The sequence below is a fragment of the Actinoplanes siamensis genome, assembly GCF_016862395.1.
GTDB lineage: Bacteria > Actinomycetota > Actinomycetes > Mycobacteriales > Micromonosporaceae > Actinoplanes > Actinoplanes siamensis.
Genome location: NZ_BOMW01000045.1, coordinates 39,660 through 57,880, shown reverse-complemented (window position 1 = coordinate 57,880; position 18,221 = coordinate 39,660). Strand labels below are relative to the sequence as shown.

At 71.8% G+C, this 18,221-nt stretch carries 17 protein-coding genes; 9 read left to right on the top strand and 8 right to left on the bottom strand.

From position 1 onward, the window contains the following. The first annotated feature begins 67 nt into the window (after positions 1-67). A complete protein-coding gene (locus tag Asi03nite_RS23375; RefSeq protein WP_203682576.1) occupies positions 68-1,213 on the top strand; it encodes a glycosyltransferase family 4 protein in 1,146 nt (381 codons plus the stop codon). Positions 1,214-1,235: 22 nt separating this feature from the next. Next, positions 1,236-2,354: a mannose-1-phosphate guanylyltransferase gene (locus Asi03nite_RS23370; protein WP_373872152.1), complete on the top strand. Its 1,119-nt coding sequence runs from the start codon at positions 1,236-1,238 to the stop codon at positions 2,352-2,354. Here Asi03nite_RS23370 and Asi03nite_RS23365 read toward each other — a convergent pair. The 3 genes from Asi03nite_RS23365 to cofD are packed head-to-tail and all read right to left on the bottom strand — an operon-like array spanning position 2,345 to position 4,859. Then, positions 2,345-2,905, bottom strand: coding sequence for an NUDIX hydrolase (locus Asi03nite_RS23365; protein WP_203682575.1), 561 nt, complete (start codon positions 2,903-2,905; stop codon positions 2,345-2,347). The genes Asi03nite_RS23370 and Asi03nite_RS23365 overlap by 10 nt on opposite strands. Continuing rightward, entirely contained in the window at positions 2,902-3,912 is a 1,011-nt protein-coding gene (locus Asi03nite_RS23360; RefSeq protein ID WP_203682574.1) for a coenzyme F420-0:L-glutamate ligase, read from the bottom strand. The genes Asi03nite_RS23365 and Asi03nite_RS23360 overlap by 4 nt, the downstream gene beginning before the upstream one ends. Further along, positions 3,909-4,859, bottom strand: coding sequence for a 2-phospho-L-lactate transferase (cofD, locus tag Asi03nite_RS23355; RefSeq protein ID WP_203682573.1), 951 nt, complete (start codon positions 4,857-4,859; stop codon positions 3,909-3,911). Before cofD ends, Asi03nite_RS23360 begins: the two co-directional genes overlap by 4 nt. A 93-nt stretch (positions 4,860-4,952) precedes the next feature. On the opposite strand from cofD, the gene Asi03nite_RS23350 reads away from it, so the two are divergent. The 3 genes from Asi03nite_RS23350 to Asi03nite_RS23340 all read left to right on the top strand — a co-directional run bounded on the left by Asi03nite_RS23350 (position 4,953) and on the right by Asi03nite_RS23340 (position 9,562). Next, on the top strand, positions 4,953-5,846 hold the full coding sequence (locus Asi03nite_RS23350) for a hypothetical protein (RefSeq protein WP_203682572.1): 894 nt from the start codon (positions 4,953-4,955) through the stop codon (positions 5,844-5,846). A gap of 99 nt (positions 5,847-5,945) precedes the next feature. Further along, positions 5,946-8,444 (top strand): bifunctional FO biosynthesis protein CofGH, encoded by a 2,499-nt coding sequence (locus tag Asi03nite_RS23345; protein ID WP_203682571.1) that lies wholly within the window; start codon positions 5,946-5,948, stop codon positions 8,442-8,444. An 860-nt stretch (positions 8,445-9,304) separates the two neighbouring features. Beyond that, a complete protein-coding gene (locus Asi03nite_RS23340) occupies positions 9,305-9,562 on the top strand; it encodes a WhiB family transcriptional regulator (RefSeq protein WP_014688021.1) in 258 nt (85 codons plus the stop codon). Positions 9,563-9,760: 198 nt separating this feature from the next. Here Asi03nite_RS23340 and Asi03nite_RS23335 read toward each other — a convergent pair whose 3' ends face one another. Beyond that, positions 9,761-10,267 carry a metallopeptidase family protein gene (locus tag Asi03nite_RS23335; RefSeq protein WP_373872151.1) on the bottom strand — a complete coding sequence of 169 codons (507 nt, stop codon included), beginning with the start codon at positions 10,265-10,267 and terminating at the stop codon, positions 9,761-9,763. Positions 10,268-10,424: 157 nt separating this feature from the next. Between Asi03nite_RS23335 and Asi03nite_RS23330 the strand changes: the two genes are divergently transcribed. Beyond that, the gene (locus Asi03nite_RS23330) at positions 10,425-10,790 is read left to right on the top strand and encodes a DUF3499 domain-containing protein (RefSeq protein ID WP_203682570.1); all 366 of its coding nucleotides are present in this window, start codon (positions 10,425-10,427) and stop codon (positions 10,788-10,790) included. Positions 10,791-11,190: 400 nt separating this feature from the next. Here the strand turns inward: Asi03nite_RS23330 and Asi03nite_RS23325 are convergent, their stop codons facing one another. Further along, a complete protein-coding gene (locus tag Asi03nite_RS23325; protein ID WP_203682569.1) occupies positions 11,191-12,045 on the bottom strand; it encodes a polysaccharide deacetylase family protein in 855 nt (284 codons plus the stop codon). 176 nt (positions 12,046-12,221) lie between these two features. Between Asi03nite_RS23325 and Asi03nite_RS23320 the strand changes: the two genes are divergently transcribed. Beyond that, positions 12,222-12,785 carry a GNAT family N-acetyltransferase gene (locus Asi03nite_RS23320; protein ID WP_203682568.1) on the top strand — a complete coding sequence of 188 codons (564 nt, stop codon included), beginning with the start codon at positions 12,222-12,224 and terminating at the stop codon, positions 12,783-12,785. A gap of 25 nt (positions 12,786-12,810) precedes the next feature. Here the strand turns inward: Asi03nite_RS23320 and Asi03nite_RS23315 are convergent, their stop codons facing one another. From Asi03nite_RS23315 to Asi03nite_RS23305, 3 genes are read right to left on the bottom strand one after another with little or no spacing between them, the layout of a single operon-like run. Further along, on the bottom strand, positions 12,811-13,185 hold the full coding sequence (locus tag Asi03nite_RS23315; RefSeq protein ID WP_203682567.1) for a DUF779 domain-containing protein: 375 nt from the start codon (positions 13,183-13,185) through the stop codon (positions 12,811-12,813). Between the two features lie 2 nt (positions 13,186-13,187). Next, the gene (exaC, locus tag Asi03nite_RS23310) at positions 13,188-14,711 is read right to left on the bottom strand and encodes an acetaldehyde dehydrogenase ExaC (RefSeq protein ID WP_203682566.1); all 1,524 of its coding nucleotides are present in this window, start codon (positions 14,709-14,711) and stop codon (positions 13,188-13,190) included. Between the two features lie 32 nt (positions 14,712-14,743). Then, positions 14,744-15,994, bottom strand: a complete 1,251-nt coding sequence (locus tag Asi03nite_RS23305) for a GAF domain-containing protein (protein WP_203682565.1) — start codon at positions 15,992-15,994, stop codon at positions 14,744-14,746. Between the two features lie 72 nt (positions 15,995-16,066). Between Asi03nite_RS23305 and nfi the strand changes: the two genes are divergently transcribed. Together nfi and Asi03nite_RS23295 are read left to right on the top strand one after the other, a co-directional pair. Continuing rightward, positions 16,067-16,741: a deoxyribonuclease V gene (nfi, locus tag Asi03nite_RS23300; RefSeq protein ID WP_203682564.1), complete on the top strand. Its 675-nt coding sequence runs from the start codon at positions 16,067-16,069 to the stop codon at positions 16,739-16,741. A 66-nt stretch (positions 16,742-16,807) separates the two neighbouring features. After that, positions 16,808-18,187, top strand: a complete 1,380-nt coding sequence (locus Asi03nite_RS23295; RefSeq protein WP_203682563.1) for a phosphomannomutase/phosphoglucomutase — start codon at positions 16,808-16,810, stop codon at positions 18,185-18,187. Positions 18,188-18,221 lie beyond the last annotated feature (34 nt).

Genomic DNA, 18,221 nt, shown 5'->3' with positions numbered 1-18,221 from the left:
CCGCCGACCCACGGCGCCCGAGTTACACCGCAGCATCGGTACGTCAGAGACGCCAAGGAGATGCCTCGTGACCCCCGGTCGCCCCCCGCGAGTGCTGGTCGACGCCACTAGTGTGCCCGCCGACAGAGGTGGTGTCGGCAGATATGTCGACGGATTGCTCGGCGCCCTTGCGCTGCTGGGCCCCGAGCGTTCGAACCTGGCCGTTGTCGCCCAGCGTTCGGATGCGGAGCGTTACCGCCGGATGCTCCCGGACGCCGAGGTGATCCCGGGCCCGGCGGCCATCGCGCACCGGCCCGCCCGGCTCGCCTGGGAGCAGACCGGTCTGCCGCTGCTCGCCCAGCAGGTCGGCGCCCAGGTGCTGCACTCGCCGTTCTACACCTGCCCGCTGCGGGCGAGCTGTCCGGTCACGGTGACCGTCCACGACGCGACGTTCTTCACCGAGCCGGAGCACTACGACAACACCAAGCGGACGTTCTTCCGCAGCGCGATCAAGACGTCGCTGCGCCGGGCCGCCCGGGTGATCGTGCCCAGCAAGGCCACCCGCGACGAGCTGATCCGGCTGCTCGACGCCGACCCCACCAGGATCGACGTGGCGTACCACGGGGTCGACCAGACCGCCTTCCACCTGCCCAGCGAGGAGGAGAAGGCCCGGGTCCGCGCCCGGCTGGGCCTCGGCGACTCCGGTTACGTCGCGTTCGTCGGCGCCAAGGAGCCCCGGAAGAACGTGCCGAACCTGATCCGCGGCTGGGCCCGCGCGGTCGCCGACTGGCCGCACCCGCCGGCCCTGGTGATCGCCGGTGGTCAGGGGCACGACGACGACATCGACCGGGCGGTCGCCGAGGTGCCGTCGCGCCTGCGGCTGCTGCGCCCCGGTTATCTGCGCTACACCGATCTGCCCGGTTTCCTGGGCGGCGCCCTGGTCGCGTGTTATCCCTCGTTCGGTGAGGGTTTCGGCCTGCCCATCCTGGAGGCGATGGCCTGCGGCACCCCGGTGCTCACCACGCCGCGCCTCTCGCTGCCCGAGGTCGGCGGCGACGCGGTGGCCTACACGACCGAGGCCCCGGAGCGGATCGCCGAGGACCTGGCCGACCTACTGCACGACGAGCAGCGCCGGCAGACCCTCGCCAAGGCCGGCTTCGATCGGGCGAAAGAATTCACCTGGGCGTCGAGCGCGGAAGTACATGTGACAACGTGGAATCGGGTTGCGGTCTGAGCCTCCACTAAACTCTGCGCGCATGAGCGACGAACAGAATGTGCTGTACGGAGTGGTTCTGGCGGGTGGCACCGGAACCCGCCTATGGCCGCTGTCCCGCGCCGGTCATCCCAAGTTCCTGCACCCGCTCACCGGGACCGAGGCCTCCCTGCTGCAGGCCACGGTGGACCGGTTGGACACGCTGACCACGCCCGAGCGGGTGTTCGTGGTGACCGGGGTGGCGCACGCCGCCGCGGTCTCCCGCCAGCTGTCCGCGATGCCGGAGGAGAACGTCCTGGTCGAACCGTCGCCGCGGGACTCCTGCGCGGCGATCGCGCTGGCCGCCGCGGTGATCGCGCGCCGCGACCCGGAGGCGGTGATGGGCTCTTTCGCGTCGGACCACCTGATCACCGACAAGGAGGAGTTCGCCTCCGTGATCCGCAGGGCCGCGGTGGGCGCGCGGGACGGCCTGCTGATGACGCTCGGCATCACCCCGACCCGGCCGGAGACCGGGTACGGCTACCTCCACTGCGGCCCCGAGCTGCGCGAGGGCCCGATCCTTCGGGTCGAGGAATTCAAGGAGAAGCCGTCGTACGACGTGGCCGAGGCGTACGTGAAGTCCGGCAACTACCTGTGGAACGCCGGCATGTTCGTCTGGCGGGTCGACGTGTTCCTGGCCGAGTTGGCCAGGCAGCAGCCCCAACTGGCCGCCGGGGTGAGCCGGATCGCCCAGGCGTGGGGCACCACCGAGCAGGAGGAGGTGCTCGGCGAGGTCTGGCCGACCCTGCCGCGCATCTCGGTGGATTACGCGGTGATGGAGGGCGCGGCCTCGGCCGGCCGGGTCGCCACGGTCCCGGGCGACTTCGGGTGGAACGACGTCGGCGACTTCCACACCCTGGGCGAGGTGCTCACCGCCGACCCGGCCGGCAACGTGGTGGTCGGCCACGACATCACCGCGGACCGGCCCACCGTGTTGCTGCGCGACACGGAGAACCTGGTCGTGGTGCCCGGCTCGGGCCGTCTGGTGGCCGCCATGGGCGTCCGCGACCTGGTCATCGTCGACACCGCGGACGCCGTGCTGATCTGCCCGCGCGAGCGCGCGCAGGAGGTCAAGCACCTGGTCGATCAGCTCAAGGAGCTGGGCCAGCACGGTTACATCTGATCGAGGCGGGCCCTCGCCGGCCCGATCTGCTGCACCACGCCCGCGGCCAGCGGGCTGGGCAGCGCCTCGGTGGTGAACCAGCCCAGCTCCGCCGACTCCGCGCTGACGCGCTCCACCGCACCGGCCGGGGCGCGCAGCAGGAACCGGACGTCGTAGTGCACCGACGGCCCGGCCGGCGCTCCGTCCGCGGCGCCGCAGCGCACCTCGTGGACGTCGATGTCGATCGGCTCCGGGTCGAGGAGCAGCCCGTCGATGCCGGACTCCTCGGTCGCCTCGCGCAGCGCCGCGGCCGCCAGGGTCTCGTCGCCGGCCTCGCAGTGCCCGCCGAGCTGCATCCACAGCCCGAGCCGGCCGTGCAGGCAGAGCAGCACCCGGCCGGCGTCGTCGACGATCAGGGCGCTGGCCGTGACGTGCCCGGCCCGGTGCGCGCGGGTCATCGCGACCGGCCCGTCGGCGAGCAGGCCGAGGGTGCGCTTGCGGTTCACCTCCGCCGCGTCGGAGGTGGCTGTCCAACTGGTCAGGACACGCACGGCGTCCTCGTACAGGCTCATGCTCCCTCGAACGTGATCGTCACCGCGTCGTCGCCGAACTCGATGCCGCTGGCCAGACCTTCGGCGGCGAGGGCCGCGCGGAGTCGGTGGGCATCGGCGCCGAGCCGGATCAGGTCGGCGGGCCCGGACCCGGCCGGCGTCATCCGCAGCACGCCGGCGCCGGCGGTGACCGTGGTGCCCGGCGTGATCAGGCCGGTGACCAGGCCGAGGGCCCGGTCGGCCGCATCGCGCTCGAAGGGGCCGCCGGCCCCGGCCAGCCGGGCGGCGTCGCGCAGCCCCTCGACCCGGGCCTCGGCGGTGCCCAGGCTGAACATGTCGCTCTCGCCGTCCCGGATCAGCACAGAGACTCCCCGATCGGTGTCGCCGCGCCGGCGCGGGTAGCCGCGCACCACCGCCACCGGCACCTGGTCGCACTTGCCCTTGACGAGTTCCGCAGCGGCCGCGAGCTCGTCGACGATCGCCATCTGGGTCAGATTCAACTCGTTCCCGTACGGGTCGATCTCGCCCCGGTGATCGAGCAGGGCGTCGATCCCGGAGGCGCCCAGCGCCACGTCGGTCAGGCCGTTGCGCCAGGCCCGGCCCATCGTGTCGGAGACGATCACGGCCACGTCCAGCCCGCGGGCGGCGAGGTCGGCGCGTAGCCGCCGCGCGGAAGCGTCCGGGTCGGCCGGCAGCAGCACCAGATGGGTCTTGTCCACGTTCGACGCGTCGATGCCGGCCGCCGCCATCACGAACCCGTGACGGGTCTGCACGATCGTGGTCGGCCCGCGGCGGGCCACCACCCGGGCGGTCTCCGACTCCAGCACACGGTGGCGGGCCTCGTCGCGCTCCGGGCCGTCGGCCGGCACCTCGACCAGCCGGCCCTCCGCCTTCGACACGATCTTGCTGGTCACCACGAGCACGTCGTCGTCGCGCAGCCACGGCGCGGCGCTGGTGATCAGCCCGGCGAGGTCGTCGCCGGCCGTCACGTCGCCGATACCCGGCACCGGGAGGATCTCCAGCTTCATCGGGCCAGCTCCAGCGCGTCGGCGACCATCCGGGCGGTCGCGGTCTCGTCCCGCATCCACAGCGGCACCACGCGGGTGGCCACCCCGGGGATCTCGGTGCCGGCGTCCGCCGTGTCGACCAGCCAGCCGTCGAGCAGGCCGCCGTCGCGCCGCGGGCCGTACATCCGGCCGACGCCCGCCGCGCTGACCTCCACCCCGAGCGTGGCCAGGCACTTGTCGGCCATGCCCCGCACGGGTGAACCTCCGATGATCGGGGAGACACCGACGACCGGCGCCGGGCCGCCGGCCACGGCCTCCCGGATCTGCTGGACGGCCAGAATCGGCGCGATGCTGACCACCGGGTTGCTCGGCGCCAGCAGGATCACGTCGGCCTGGCCGAGCGCGTCCAGCACCCCGGCCGCGGGCTTGGCGTTCTCCGCGCCGACGAAGACGAACCGGTGCGTCGGGACGTCGCCGCGGTGGCGCACCCACCACTCCTGGAAGTGGATCGCCTTGCGCTCGCCGTCGACGTCGGCCACGACGTGCGTCTCCAGCCGGTCGTCGGTGGCCGGCAGCATCCCGATGCCCGGCTGCCAGCGCTCGCACAGCGCGGCGGTGACCGCGGAGAGCGGGTAGCCCGCGCTCAGCATGGTGGTGCGCACCAGGTGGGTGGCGGTGTCCTTGTCGCCGAGGCCGAACCAGGACGGCTCCACCGCGTACTTCGCCAGCTCTTCCTTGACGACCCAGGTCTCCCCGACCCGGCCCCAGCCGCGCTCCGGGTCGGCGGCGCCGCCCAGCGTGTACATCACGCTGTCCAGATCCGGGCAGATCTGCAGCCCGTGCATCCGGACGTCGTCGCCCACGTTGACCACAGCTGTCACCTCGGCGCCGATGGCACGGGCGTGCGCGCGCACGCCGACGAGGAACCGGGCGCCGCCGATACCCCCGGTAAGGACCACGATCCGCATCAGCTCATCCTCTCCCACCCGCGTCGCCGGGCCAGTTGCCGGGTCGCGGTTTACTCTGGGCGAACCTCGATCACCGTACGTCCGGGAGATACCGTGACCAGTCCACCGCCGCCCACGCCGGCTGACGGCAAGCCGATCGGCCAGTACCTGACGCCGCTGCGCGACCTTGCCGCGTACGTTCTGGTCGGCGCGCCGGCCGTGTTCCTGCTCGTCGCCGTGCTCAACCTGTTCGGGGAGAACTTCGGCAACCGGTCGGCGGCCGGCTTCGGCAACTTCATCAGCCTGGAGACCATCGGGATGCCGCTGGCCGCGGTGCTGCTGGCGCTCGGGCTCCGGCCGGTCCACCCGAAGGCCCGGCTGATCACGCTGGCCGCCGTCGTGGAGTACGCGGTGATGGGCTTCTTCGCCGTGATCTTCGGGCTGCTGTTCGGCGTGATCAACATCGCGTCGTACGACGCCGGGGGCGCCTTCAAGGCGTTGCTGGTGCGGGTCGCCTGGCTCGCCGTCTACGGGCTGGCCGCGTACGCGATGTACCAGATCTGGCGGGGAAACTACGCGCCGGTGAAGCCGAAGATGCCGCCCGGGGTGTACGGGGCGCCGCAGCCTCCGTACGGGCAACAGCCGTACGGCCAGGCGCCGTACGGGCAGCCGTACGGGGCGCCGCAGCCGCCGTTCCCCGCCCAGCCGGGCACCTACGGCCAGCCGGTGGCGCCCGCCGCCACTCCGGCGCCCGGCCAGCCGGCCACCTACGGCCAGCCGACGGCGCAGCCGGTCTGGAACCAGCCGCCGGTCGCCACGCCGCCGCCGGCCTCGGCGCCGCCCGCGGCCTACCCGGCGCCGCCGGTCTCCTCGCCACCCGGCGCGCCGTTCTCCGAGCCCACCCAGGTGGTGCCGCGCGACACGCCGCCCCCGATCGACCGGACCAGCAAGCTGCCGGACGAGCGGCCCGGCTTCGGGCCGGCCGACGCCGACCCGCCGCGCCACTGATCTGATTTCCGGTCCACAGGTCCGCTCCGTGTCACACGACACTGGGCGGGCCTGTGGACGGCGGCGGCAGCCGGAACAATTCCGGTCTAGGTTGTTTTCGTGGTAGAGGTCAACGAGGCACCGACCGAGGCGAGCATCCGACGTGCGCTCCGGCGCGCCGCCGACGGTAAAGCGATAGACGTCGACGAGGCGACCGCGCTGCTCGCGGCGACCGGCGACCAGTTCGGCGAGCTGCTGGCGATCGCCGGCGGCATCCGGGACGCCGGGCTGCGCGAGGCCGGGCGGCCCGGCGTGGTGACGTTCTCGAAGAAGGTCTTCATCCCGCTCACCCGGCTCTGCCGGGACCGATGTCACTACTGCACGTTCGCCACCGTGCCGCACCGCCTGCCGGCCGCGTTCCTGGAGCGCGACGAGGTCCTGGAGATCGCCCGGCAGGGTGCCGCGCAGGGCTGCAAGGAGGCGCTGTTCACCCTCGGTGACCGCCCCGAGGAGCGCTGGCCGGCCGCCCGGCAGTGGCTGGACGAGCGGGGTTACGACTCCACCCTCGACTACGTGCGGGCCTGCGCCATCGCGGTGCTGGAGGAGACCGGCCTGCTGCCGCATCTGAACCCGGGCGTGCTGAGCTGGGCGGAGCTGCAGCGGCTCAAGCCGGTCGCGCCGAGCATGGGGATGATGCTGGAGACCACCGCGACCCGGCTCTGGTCCGAGCCCGGCGGCCCGCACTTCGGCTCGCCGGACAAGGAGCCGGCCGTCCGGCTCCGGGTGCTCGACGACTCCGGCCGGGTCGGGGTGCCGTTCACCACAGGCATCCTGATCGGCATCGGCGAGACGCCGGCCGAGCGGGTGGACTCGCTGTTCGCGATGCGCCGGGCGGCCCGCGAGTTCGGGCACATCCAAGAGATCATCATCCAGAATTTCCGCGCCAAACCGGACACCGCGATGCGCGGCATGCCCGACGCCGAGCTGCGTGAGCTGGCCGCCACGGTGGCCGTCGGCCGGATCATCATGGGTCCGCGGGCCCGCATCCAGGCCCCGCCCAACCTGATCGACGACGAGTTCTCGCTGCTGCTGCGGGCCGGCATCGACGACTGGGGCGGGGTGTCCCCGGTGACTCCCGACCACGTGAACCCGGAACGCCCCTGGCCGCAGATCGCCCTGCTGGCCGAGAAGTCCGCGGCCGCCGGGTTCACCCTGCGCGAGCGCCTCACCATCTACCCGGAGTTCGTGCGCCGGGGCGGCGAGGGCTGGCTCGACCCGCGCCTGGCCGCCCACGTGGCGGCGCTGGCCGACACGGACGGGCTGGCCCGCGAGGACGCCCTGCCGCAGGGGCTGCCCTGGCAGGAGCCGGACGACGCGTTCGGGACCGGGCGCACCGACCTGCACGCCGCGATCGACACCGAGGGGCGCACCGGCGACCGCCGCTCCGACTTCGACTTCGTCTACGGCGACTGGGACGAGGTCGCCGCGCACGTGAAGAGCGCGCCCCGGACCGTGCCGACCGATGTGCTCGCCGGTCTCCGACTCGCCTCCACGAATCCGGCCGCGCTGCTGTTGCCGGAGCACGAGGACGAGGCGATGGCCCTGTTCAACGCGGACGGCAGCGCACTCGACGAGCTCGCCCGGATCGCCGACGACCTGCGCCGCGAGGTCAACGGCGACGACATCACGTACGTGGTGAACCGCAACATCAACTTCTCCAACGTCTGCTACGTGGGCTGCCGGTTCTGCGCGTTCGCCCAGCGGGAGAAGGACGCCGACGCCTACCGGCTCTCCGTCGAGCAGGTCGCCGACCGCGCCGAGCAGGCCTGGCGCGACGGCGCGTCGGAGGTGTGCATGCAGGGCGGCATCGACCCGAAGATGCCGGTCACGGCATATGCGGATCTGGTGCGCGCGGTCAAGGAGCGGGTCCCCGGCATGCACGTGCACGCCTACTCGCCGATGGAGATCGTCACCGCCGCGTCCAAGGCCGGCGTCTCGCTCAAGGAGTGGCTCACCGAGCTGCGCGAGGCCGGCCTGGGCACCATCCCGGGCACCGCCGCCGAGATCCTCGACGACGACGTCCGCTGGGTGCTGACCAAGGGCAAGCTGCCCACCGCCACCTGGGTCGACGTGGTCACCACGGCGCACCAGGTCGGCATCCGCTCCAGCTCCACGATGATGTACGGGCACGTCGACCACCCCCGGCAGTGGCTCGGCCACTTCCGGGTGCTGGCCGGCATCCAGGACGTCACCGGCGGCTTCACCGAGTTCGTCGCGCTCCCGTTCATCCATACGAACGCCCCGATCTACCTGGCCGGCATCTCCCGCCCGGGCCCGACGTGGCGGGAGAACCGGGTGGTCCACGCGATGGCCCGGGTCCTCCTGCACGGCCGGATCGACAACATCCAGTGCTCCTGGGTCAAGCTGGGCGACGAGGGCACCCGGGCGATGCTCGACGGCGGCTGCAACGACCTGGGCGGCACGCTGATGGAGGAGACCATCTCGCGGATGGCGGGCTCGGAGCACGGTTCGGCACGTACGGTCGCGGAGCTGAAGGAGCTCGCGGCGGCGGCCGGCCGTCCGGCGGTCGAGCGGACGACGGTCTACGGCCGCCGCTGAGGCGCCCCGTCCACTCCCAGCCGCAGCCGGCCTTCCCGGCTGCGGCTGGTCACCGCTGACCTCAGCGCGGCCGGTCTTCCCGGCTGGGGCTGCTCACCGTTGACCCCCACGCAGCCGGCCCCTGCTGGCCGCGGCCGCCGGCCATCCCCCCGCTCCGGCTCCTGGTCGCTCCGGCTCCTGGGCGGTCCGTCGCGCTGTCGCTTGTCGTCTCGGCCGTGCCGGGCTCATCGCCTTTCCGCCGTCCCATCCCACCGCTGGTGGGTCGGCTCCCAATGCGCGGGAACGGGTGTTCCACGAGCGGGTGAGATTCCGCCCGCGGCACGGGGGTGGGATACGACACGGATGTCGTGGGTTTCGATTTACCGATGACTGGGCATCTGCCGCCGCAACCTCGAATCTGGGACGCTGTGGACCGTCTCATCGGGGCGGTCCGGGCCGGACTGTCCCACCTGGCGGACGGGCGCCGGAAATGCTTGTCGCCGATCGATGCGAGACGATCCGCCGGGGCGTGTCCTGCCTGGTAGGAGGGGGGCACGGCGCCGGAGCCGGCCCGGTTGCGGGACCCCCCTTCTACTGACGTAACAAAACGGGTTAAATTGGACGTGGAGACCGACGTTCGCGTCACCTTCCGGTGGCTCCGGGAGATAGGGCAGGAACGGGACCTCGACGCGCCCTGGCGCCGAGGGGAAACGGGCCTATTTATCAGGTTCGGCTTGACGACGCACGTCTTACACGCGTGTAATTTTGGTGGGGTTGTGGGGGCGATGTGCGACTTTTACGTCGAACCCGCAAAAACACGCCGCGTGCGTGGGGGGTCAGCGCCGGCACTGCTGCCGGCGCAGAAATTTGGAGGCACGCCGATGGAAGCGCAGGTTGAAGGGGTAGACCTGCTCGGGGACGCGCCCGAGTGGCAAGAGCGGGCGCTGTGTTCGCAGACCGACCCGGAGGCCTTCTTCCCGGAGAAGGGCGGGTCGACGCGCGAGGCCAAGCGCATCTGCGGCCGTTGCGAGGTCAAGGCCGAATGTCTGGAGTACGCACTCGGCCACGACGAGCGTTTCGGGATCTGGGGTGGACTGTCCGAACGTGAGCGTCGCAAGTTGAAGCGCCGCGTCGCCTGATCATCACCCGTGCGAGGGGGCGCGGCAAGTGATCGGGTAGGGGCCGGCGCCGCGGATGCGCAGGACCGGATGTGCCGGCTGTGGGCGGGGCACGCTGAGCGACAACCGGGTAGAAGACAGGAACCGGCCGGTAACCGGTCAGAAACCCCGGCCATCGACCGGCACGGGATCGGCGGCCGCGGGAAACGCCGGCAGGCGTCAGGCCAGTTCGTCGGGGTCGACGCCGAGCAGGTTGGCAACCTGCTCGATGATCACATCGTGGACGAGGTCGGCGAGGTCCTCGCGGTCCATCGCCCGGAACTCCAGCGGGCGGCGGTACAGCACGATCCGCGGCGGCAGCTCGTGTCGCCCCGGGCGGCCGGGCAGCAGCCGGGCCAGGGGCACCTCGCCGTCCTCGAGCACGTCCGAGTCGTAGACGTTCAGCTCCGGCGGCACGTCCTCGACCGCGAACTCGACGCCGGCCAGCTCTTTCGCATAACGCCGCTCGAGGCTCTCGACGGTGTCCAGCACCAGGTCGTCGAAAATCTCCGCCTTGGTGCGGGCCAGCGGCACGGTCGCCGGCACCAGCCGGCCACGCAGGCCGCGCCCGTGGCGATCACGCCGTGCCGGATGACCCGGGCCGGAGGTACGCGCCGCCTTCGCGTCGGTGCGGCGGCGTTCGGGACTGGTGGTCACACGCTGAGCGTATCCCCACCCGGGCGACATCAGTGGTCAGCCCGTTCCTGACCGTGTGTCTGACCCGTTAATTCGTCCCATCGAGACGGCGTGTCGCCCGACCATGGCCGAATCGTGATGCATCGCGGGCCGGCGTGTCGCGGGGTAACGCTCCCCAGAAAGCCCGGCGGAGAGATAACGTGCCGCCGTGAGGTCACCACGGCGCTGCTCCCGGAACGGCTGTCCCCGACAGGCGGTCGCCACCCTGACCTACGTCTACAGCGATTCGACAGCTGTCGTCGGACCGCTCGCGGCGTTCGCCGAACCGCACACCTACGACCTCTGCGAGCCGCATGCCCGCAGCCTCACCGCCCCCCGAGGCTGGGAGCTCGTCCGGCACGACGGCGATTTCGCCCCGCCGCCGCCCACCACGGACGATCTGGTCGCGCTGGCCGAGGCCGTCCGGGAAGCGGCCCGCCCGGCCCCGCCCCCGCGGCCGGAGACGCAGGACCCTCAGCCGGGCCACCAGACCGGTCGCCGAGGCCACCTCCGGGTCATCCCGCCCTCCCACTGACCCGGAGCCCTCGCCCACTGACCCGAAGCCCCCGGCATTGACCCGGAGCCCTCGGCCACTGTGTCAGAGCCCCCCACTGACCCGAGCCCCCGGCGCCCCACCGGCCCCGCACGCCGCCCGCCCGGCGGGCGCGGGGCCAAGCCGTCGTGTCGCTCAGGCCCGGAAAACCCTCCACCCCCGGAGCCGCCCCCGAATCCCAGCCACAAGCCCCCAGCCGGTGCTGGGAGGTGTCTCCGCGCCATCGAGGAACCCTTGGCGGCCAGCCGCCGGCTGTGGTCTGCTGCTGGGAGGTGTCCCGGGTCCTCGGCACACTCCTGGCGGGCCTGCCGGGTCCGGTGGCGTGTGGCCGGCCTGAGCGGGGCCGGCGGGCCGGGCCGTGGTGCCGAGGCGGTGGCCCCGCTCAGGGGAGGGCGATGAGGCGGTAGCGCTTGCGGAGCCAGGGCAGCAACGTGGCGTAGGCCCGGATGGTGTCCGGCTGGGCGTAGTCGTGGGAGAGCACGATCGCCCCCGGCCGGGTGTTCCGCTTCACCGAATTGATCACCCGGTTGGTGTGCGCGCCGTCCGACTCCTCGCGCTGGTGGTCCCAGTCCCGCGGGTCGACCTTCCAGTAGATCGACGTCATCCCCAGCTCCTTGGCGATCTTCACGACCTGCGGGGTGAAGTTGCCGCCGGGGGAGCGGAAATACTTGACCTTCGCCCCGGGGGCGGCGGCCAGGATCGCGGCGTTGGTGCGGGACATGTCGGCGCGGATCTGGGCCGGCGTCTTCCTGCCCAGCTTGAGGTCGTGGTCCCAGGTGTGGTTGCACAGCGTGTGCCCGCCGGCCACGATCTTGCGGACCAGGTCGGGGTGGCGTTTCACGTTCGAGCCGACCAGGCAGAACGTCGCCTTCACACGCTGCTTGGCCAGCAGCTTCAGCAGGGCCGGGGTGTTCGCCGGGTCGGGACCGTCGTCGAAGGTGAGCGCGACGCCCTTGGAGCCGGTGGTGAGCCAGGCGCCGCCCGGGCCGGTGCGCGCCTTCGGCTTCTTCCTGCTCTTGGGGACGGTGGTCTTCTCCGTACGCGGGCTGGTCCGGCTGGGTTCGGGGGTTGGTTTCCGGGTGACCGGGGGCTCGGCGGGAATCGTGCTCGGCGCGATCGCCACTGGTGGGGTGGCCGCGCTGTGGGACGATTCGGCCGCAGCCGCCTGGCCGAGAAGACCGGCCATGATCAGCGACAAGCTGATCAGGAGGGCCTTCCGGGTGTGGGACAGCCGCATCGATTACCTCCCCAGATCATCGGCGACTGACGAGGATGCCTTGCGAACCGGCGGGTCGCCAAGTCGGTACGCATCCTTCGCAGTGGTTCTCCGCATCCTGGCGCACCTCGTCCACCCCCTCAGCACGCCGCCGGATGTCCGGAAAAGGATGTAGTGTGCCGCGACACACTGGTGATATGAGTATCGATCCGGAAGCGACCGCCCGTCCCGTCCCTCACCCGCCCGGGGTCGTCCGCTTGCGCCCCCTCCGCGAAGATGATCTGCACCTTTTGCGACGTTTCGCAACCGAGCCGGATCTGCTCGGGCTCGACTGGAACGGCTTCCGGGACGTCGGCGCGATCGCTCGCCGGTTCGCCGAGAACGGTCACCTGTCCGACGAGCGGAGCGACCTGATCGTGGAGGTGGACGGCGTCACCGCCGGCCTGGTCCAGCACCGCCAGGGCCTCTACTCGGGGCGCGCGTCCTACCAGGAGATCGGCATCGTGCTGCTGCCGGACTTCCGGGGGCGTGGCATCGGCTGGCGGGCGCAGGCGATGCTCTGCGACTACCTCTTCCGGCACTGGCCGGTCCAGCGGATCCAGGCCGGCACCCACCCGGAGAACATCGCCGAGCAGAAGTCGCTGGTGAAGGCGGGGTTCCAGCGGGAAGGAGTGATCCGCGCCGCGGAGTTTCGCGCCGGCGGGTGGCAGGACGGCGTGCTCTACAGCCGGCTGCGGACCGACCCGGCGCCCCTGACCTGACCGGTCCGTACCCCGGATCAGGCTCTCAATTCGCCAGCTCGGCCAGCTCCTCCTCGGTGAGCAGCCGGGACCTGATCAGGAAACGGACCCCCTCGGGCGCCTCCAGCGAGAAGCCGGCGCCGCGCCCGGGGACCACGTCCACCGTCAGGTGCGTGTGCCGCCAGAGCTCGAACTGCGCCGCCGACATCCAGAACGTGATCGGCTCCGGCACCCCGTCGATCGCCAGGGACTCCAGGAGCACGTCGGAACCGCCGGTGCGGAACTCGCCCTCCGGGTAGCACATCGGCGAGCTGCCGTCGCAGCAGCCGCCGGACTGGTGGAACATCAAGGGGCCGTGCTGCTCCCGCAGCCGCCGCATCATCTCGGCGGCTGCGGGAGTCACGTCGACGCGGGTGGCCATCGCTAGAACAGCCCCATGGCCTTGGGCGAGTAGCTGACCAGCAGATTCTTCGTCTGCTGGTAGTGGTCCAGCATCATCCGGTGGTTCTCCCGGCCGATGCCGGACTGCTTGTAACCGCCGAACGCGGCGTGCGCCGGGTACAGGTGGTAGCAGTTGGTCCAGACCCGGCCGGCCTTGATCGCGCGCCCGGCCCGGTACGCCGTGTTGATGTCCCGTGTCCACACCCCGGCGCCGAGGCCGTACAGCGTGTGGTTGGCGATCTTGATGGCGTCGTCGAAGTCGGCGAACGGGGTCACCGACACCACCGGTCCGAAGATCTCCTCCTGGAAGATCCGCATCCCGTTGCGGCCCTCGAAGATCGTCGGCTGGACGTAGTACCCGCCGGACAGGTCGCCGCCGAGCTCGGCGCGCGCGCCGCCGGTCAGCGCCCGCGCGCCCTCCTGCCGGCCGATGTCCAGGTACGACAGGATCTTCTCCAACTGGTCGTTGGAGGCCTGCGCGCCCACCTGGGTGTCGGTGTCCAGCGGGTTGCCCTGCCTGAGGTTCTCCACCCGCTTCACGCCGGCGGCCAGGAAGTCCTGGTAGTGGCTCTGCTGGATGAGCGCCCGGGACGGGCAGGTGCAGACCTCCCCCTGGTTCAGCGCGAACATCGAGAAGCCCTCCAACGCCTTGTCGTAGAAGTCGTCGTCGGCACGGCTGACGTCGTCGAAGAAGATGTTCGGGCTCTTGCCGCCGAGCTCCAGGGTGACCGGGATCAGGTTCTCCGAGGCGTACTGCATGATCAGGCGCCCGGTCGTGGTCTCGCCGGTGAACGCCACCTTGGCCACCCGGTTCGAGCTGGCCAGCGGCTTGCCGGCCTCCACGCCGAAGCCGTTCACGATGTTCACCACGCCGGCCGGCAGCAGATCGCCGATCAGCGAGAACAGGTAGTGGATGGAGGCCGGGGTCTGCTCGGCCGGCTTGAGCACCACGGCGTTGCCGGCGGCCAGCGCGGGCGCCAGCTTCCAGGTGGCCATCAGGATCGGGAAGTTCCACGGGATGATCTGGGCGACGACGCCGAGCGGCTCGTGGAAGTGGTACGCCACGGTGTCCTCGTCCAACTCGCCCGCGGTGCCCTCCTGGGCCCGGATCGCGCCCGCGAAGTAGCGGAAGTGGTCGATGGCGAGCGGGATGTCGGCGGCCAGCGTCTCGCGGACCGGCTTGCCGTTCTCCCAGGCCTCGGCGACGGCCAGCTTCTCCAGGTGCTGTTCCATCCGGTCGGCGATCCGGTTGAGGATGTTGGCGCGCTCGGCCGGCGAGGTGCGGCCCCACCCGTCGGCGGCGCCGTGCGCCGCGTCCAGGGCCTTCTCGACGTCGTCCGCGGTGCCCCGGGCGATCTCGGTGAAGGCCCGGCCGGTGACCGGGGAAGGGTTCTCGAAGTACTGGCCCTTGGCCGGGGCGACGAACTCGCCGCCGATGTAGTGGTCGTAACGGGACTGGTAGTTGACGATCGCGCCGTCGGAACCGGGCGGGGTGTACGTGGTCACGGTCTCGCCTCCTCGTTTGGGGCGGACGTTAGTCACGGCGACGTTGCACGGACGTTGCACGCGTAGTCGGCGGCCAGTGCGGCGGCGCGGCGGGCGGCGGCCAGGTCGTTCGGGGCCAGCCGGGTGTACGCCTCCCAGATCTCCAGGTCGTCGGCGCCCCACTGGCTGTCGATCCAGGCGCGCAGCAGGCGCCGGTCGCCGGTGGCGAGGACCGCGGTGCGCAACCGGCCCTCGATCATCCGCCGGAGCCGGACGATGCCCGGCGCGTCCGAGCCGGGCAGCAGCGGTCCGGGGTAGGCGTCCAGCGCCAGGGGCGTCCGCCCGTTGCCGAGGTGCTCCAGCACGGCGTCGAAGTCGGTGGTGAGGCGGCGTCGCAACCGGTAGGGGCGCGAATCGAGCAGTTCCGGTCCGAGGATCCGTCTCAGCCGGGACAGCTCGGCGCGGACGGTCACCGGGTTCGCGTCGTCGCCGTACAGGTCGAGGCCGAGCTGGTCGCCGGTCCGGCCCTCGGGATGCGTGGTGAGCAGAACCAGCAGCTCGGAGTGGCGACGTTTGAGGCTCGCCCGGGTCCGCCCGGACGCGAGCACCGCCTCGTCCCGGCCGAGTGCCGCGACCGCCGGCTCCGCCCGCGGCGGCGCGAGCCCGCGGAGGTACGTCTCAGCCGCCAGCGCCGTGGCCCGGACCAGCGCCAGGCTGTGCGGGTTGGCCAGGTGGTTCCCGCCGGTCACGTCGATCGCGCCGAGCAGCCGCCCGCCCGGGTCGTGGATCGGCGCGGCGGTGCACGTCCAGCGCTGCACCGAGCGGCTGAAGTGCTCGGTCGCGAAGATCTGCAGCGCGTGGTCGACGGCGAGCGCGGTGCCCGGGGCGTTGGTGCCGGCGTGCGCCTCGTCCCAGCGGGCACCCGGCACGAAGTTCATCGAGGCGGCTCCGCGCAGCGTGGCGGCGTGCCCCTCGACCCAGAGCAGCCGGCCGTGCGCGTCGCAGACCGCCAGGATGTGGTCGCCGTCGTCGGCCAGTCCGCCGAGCAGGTCGCGGAAGATCGGCATGACCCGGGCCAGCGGGTGCGCCGAGCGGTAGGCCTCCAGCTCGTCGTCGCGCAGCACGATCGGCGCGGTGCCGTCCGCCCCGATCCAGCCGGCCGACCGCGCCCAGGACTCGGCGACGACGGCGCGGACCGGCACGGGACGGGCGCTGCCGGCCAGGAACCTCTCGTGCGCGCGCCCCACCTCGCGGATCCGCTCGGCGGGATCGTCACCGGGGGCCAGGGCAAGCCACGGATTCACGGGCGGGCACCTCCAAACCCACTCATCGTGACGTGTGTCACCGCCGGAGACAACACTGTCTATGCTGCCGTCGTGGAGTTCTGGCCCCGTACCGAAGAAGAGGCGCTGGCCACGCAGGACGCCCTGCGCGCCCGGGTGGTCTCCGCCCCCGGCCCGGCGGATCCGGCCACCGTGGCCGGCCTCGATGTCGCCTACGACGACTCCGGCGACCGCCTGAGCGCGGCCGTGGTGGTCCTGGACGCCGCGGACCTCACGGTCCGGGACCTGGTGACGATCAACGGCAGACCCGCTTTCCGGTACGTCCCGGGCCTGTTCGCCTTCCGCGAGGTGCCGGCCCTGATGGCGGCGTTGGCGAAGCTGACCGTGCGACCGGACGTGCTGGTCTGCGACGGGCACGGGCTGGCCCATCCGCGGCGGTTCGGCCTCGCCGCGCACCTCGGCGTGCTCACCGATCTTCCCTCGTTCGGGGTCGGGAAGACCAGGCTGGTAGGTGAATGGGAGCCGGTCGGCGAGGAGCGCGGGAGCCGTTCCGCGTTGATCGACGAGGGCGAGACGGTCGGCGCGGTGCTGCGTACCCGGACCGGCGTGAAACCGGTCTTCGTCTCGGTCGGACACCGGATCGCCCTGGACAACGCGTGTGCGCTGACCCTGCGGCTGGCTCCGCGCCACCGGCTGCCGGAGACCACCCGGGCGGCGGACCGGGCGTGCCGTGATCTGCTCAGCCGACCGGCGCGGTCGTGTGGATAAAAGCGTGCCGTGGCCGGCGCTCCGCTAGCCTCAGCCCCAACAGGGCTTTCGGTTAGGAGTGGGTTCGTGCTCGATCTGTCCCAGATCATCAAGGCGTACGACGTCCGGGGGACCGTCCCGGACCAGCTCGACGAGCCGGTGGCCCGGGCGATCGGCACGGCGTTCATCGAGATGCTCCGTGAGTCCGGTGACCAGCCGGACCAGATCGTCATCGGGCACGACATGCGCGAGTCCGGCCCGGCTCTGGCCGCCGCGTTCGCCCGGGGGGTCAACGCGGCCGGCGCCGGTGTGATCAACATCGGACTGGCCTCGACCGACCAGCTGTACTACGCCTCCGGCTCGCTGGGCCTGCCCGGCGCGATGTTCACCGCCAGTCACAACCCGGCGAAGTACAACGGGATCAAGCTGTGCCGCGCCGGCGCCCGCCCGGTCGGCCAGGACAGCGGCCTGGTCGTGGTCCGGCAGCGGGCCCAGGAGCTGCTCGGCGACCTGAACGCGGAGGCCGACGGCCCGTCCCGGGTGGAGCAGCGCGACCTGCTCGGCGACTACGCGGCGCACCTGCGCTCGCTTGTCGACCTGAGCCGGATCCGCCCGCTCAAGGTCATCGTGGACGCCGGCAACGGGATGGGCGGCTACACCGTCCCGGCCGTGCTCGGCGACCAGGTCCTCACCGCGCTGCCGCTGACCATCGTGCCGCTCTACTTCGAGCTGGACGGCTCGTTCCCGAACCACGAGGCCAACCCGCTGGACCCGAAGAACCTGGTGGACCTGCAGCGCGCGGTGCGCGAGCAGGGCGCCGACATCGGCCTGGCCTTCGACGGCGACGCGGACCGCTGCTTCGTGGTCGACGAGAACGGCGACCCGGTCTCGCCGTCCGCGGTCACCGCGCTGGTCGCGGCCCGTGAGCTGGCCAAGTTCCCGGGCAGCACGATCATCCACAACCTGATCACCTCGTCCGCGGTGCCGGAGATCATCGTGGAGAACGGCGGCAAGCCGGTGCGCAGCCGGGTCGGCCACTCGTTCATCAAGGCCGAGATGGCCCAGACCAACGCGGTCTTCGGCGGCGAACACTCGGCGCACTACTACTTCCGGGACTTCTGGTTCGCCGACACCGGCATGCTTGCCGCGATGCACGTGCTGGCCGCGCTCGGCGGGCAGGACCGGCCGCTCTCCGAGTTCGCCGCGGAGTACGAGCGGTACCAGGCGTCCGGTGAGATCAACTCCACGGTGGCCGACGCCGCCGCCAAGAGCCTCGAGGTGCGGGCCGCGTTCCCGGACGCCCGGGTGGACGACTTGGACGGTCTGACCTTCTCGTTCGAGGACGGCTCCTGGTTCAACCTGCGCGCGTCCAACACCGAGCCGTTGCTGCGGCTGAACGTGGAGGCGCCGGACGCCGGCCGGATGGCCTCCCTGAGGGACGAGGTGCTCGCCATCGTTCGCGGTTAGGATCGCGGGGACACGCTTCGGCCGTTGCAAAAGG